General features: G+C 24.8%; 1 protein-coding gene. It reads right to left on the minus strand.

All coding sequences use genetic code 11. The features are described from left to right. Positions 1-62: 62 nt before the first annotated feature. On the minus strand, positions 63-2,210 hold a 2,148-nt coding region (locus HNP68_RS06595), incomplete at its 5' end, for a type ISP restriction/modification enzyme (protein WP_183221642.1).

Consider the following 2,210-nt stretch of genomic DNA (forward strand, 5'->3'; position numbering starts at 1 on the left):
AAAAACATGCAATAGAAATTAGATTTTCAATAACAAGTGAACTGCTATTTTTAAATCAAAGATTATAGAAATAGCAGTTCACTTGTGAGGATGATACTATCAATTTTTTTTTGAATGTTTATTGTGTGGCTAAGTACTTTAATAACTTTTTCGATGTGCTCAATTTCGTCTTCATTTTCGTTAACAATAAGCTCTCTACCTTTTCTATACTTTAAGTAACTTTTAAGAACTTGATAACTTCCAATCATGTATTCATACACTTCTTTAGATACATTGGTAAAACAGCATTTTGAATTATAGTAAAGTTCATTACTATCTTCTTTATAAGTAATTCTATCTACAATGCGATTATGGTCTCCTTTATGATTACCAATACTATTATCAAGTTTTAAATTATCATTTAGCAAATGAAGATTAATTAGGTTAGTTCCAAGATTACTAAGCTTTAAAAATATATCTACATTATCTACAAAAATAATCTTGGGAAAGTCTATTTTTAAAAATTCAATAAAACGAGTTCTGTAAATATTTGAATAAAGAATTGAGTAAATATATCCGAATATTTCTTCTGGTGTAAATATTTTGCTATATTTATCATTAATAAAATTTTTAAAAGTATTCTTAAAGTTTTCTTTTTTTATGTCTTTGAACACACCTTGATTTTCTTTTATATAAAGTGAAAAAAGATAGCCCGATTCGCCCCTATTTGAAACAAAACCTTTATCTGAAATTTTAGAAGTAATTAAAGCATGTTGAAAACTATTTGTTGTTAAAAGTCTTGTTGTAACAATCCCCATATTATTTTCAATTTCTAAAATATGTTTCATTGTTTTATATCTTGGCTCTGCTACAACTCCTCTATTTTTAGAATAATAAGTAAATCTATCGTCAAATGGTCTATATGATATTTCCTTAATATGATTTTCATTTAAATTGGTATTTTTTAAAAATTCTTGAACTTTTATTAATTTCCAATCTCTGCTGTCCTTTGTTATACCATATTTACTTCTTGCATCTTCTTCTTTAAGATATGCAAAGTCATTAAGTTTATTTATAAGTTCTTTAAGCGTAAAATCAGTTGCTATTTTGTCGTTAGAAGATACTATTCCAACATTAAATTCATTAAAAATATCTGTTAAAGATTTTCCTTTACTATAAATACTTTCAATTGAAAAATCTTTTTTTATAAAGAAATAATTAGGTGAACTATATTCAAGTTTTTCAAAATTAACAGTAAAGATATTATTATTATTTAAAAATTCATATTTTTTTTCTCTTTTACCTTTTATACTGTTATAGTAAATATTAGCTAACTTGTTTTTTTTCTCTTTTTCTTTATATTTAGTAAAAATAGCAATTGAAACCCCAGTTTGAATATCAAATACATTTTCATCTACACTGCCATCTCCAGTTTTTTCTTTTTTACGCAAGTTACCATGTAGATTTAAAATATAAATTTCATCAAAAGTTTTAAGTAGATGGTATCTCATACCTCTAAATGTGATGTTATCAAGGTATCCATTGTTTGTTATAATGCCAAGAAGTCCCTCTTCACTGCCTTTAATATTTAGCAATCCTTCTTTGTTATCTTCTAATTTATTCTCTGCGAACCTAATAAATTTTACATAATCATCATTAAGTGGTTTAGTATTTTTTTCATTTATAGGCTCATTTTCTATTTTTTTATAATCATTAACTATATTTAATATATATTCGTTATTATTTTTTGATTCTGCACTATAAGGTGGATTACCTAGTATTACAAGTATTGGATTACGCTTGACTTCATTTGCTTCCTTGGTTTCTTTTGCAATATCTTTAAAAAAAGAAAAAGAAAAGAATTTCTGATCTGTAATTTCTTTTAAGTCAAGAGTATTGGTTAAATATACTTTAAGCCTTGAATTCTTATTAAAGTCAACTTTGCAAACTTCTTTTAAATACTGACATAATTTCAGGTGTGCTACAGCATAAGGTGCCATTAAATATTCAAAACCATAAATATTCTTTAAAATATGAAAATTAATATAATCTTCTTGTCTTCCGGATTTTTTCTTAATTTCTTTTAGTACAGTACGAATAACTTCAAGTAAAAATGTACCGGTTCCTGTTGCAAAGTCTAGTATTGTAACTTTTTCTTTATTTGCAAGACCGTGATTTAGCTTAAATTCTTTTTTAAGTATTTCATTTAAACTACTTACAATAAAGTTAAC

This window comes from Borreliella yangtzensis (assembly GCF_014201775.1).
GTDB lineage: Bacteria > Spirochaetota > Spirochaetia > Borreliales > Borreliaceae > Borreliella > Borreliella yangtzensis.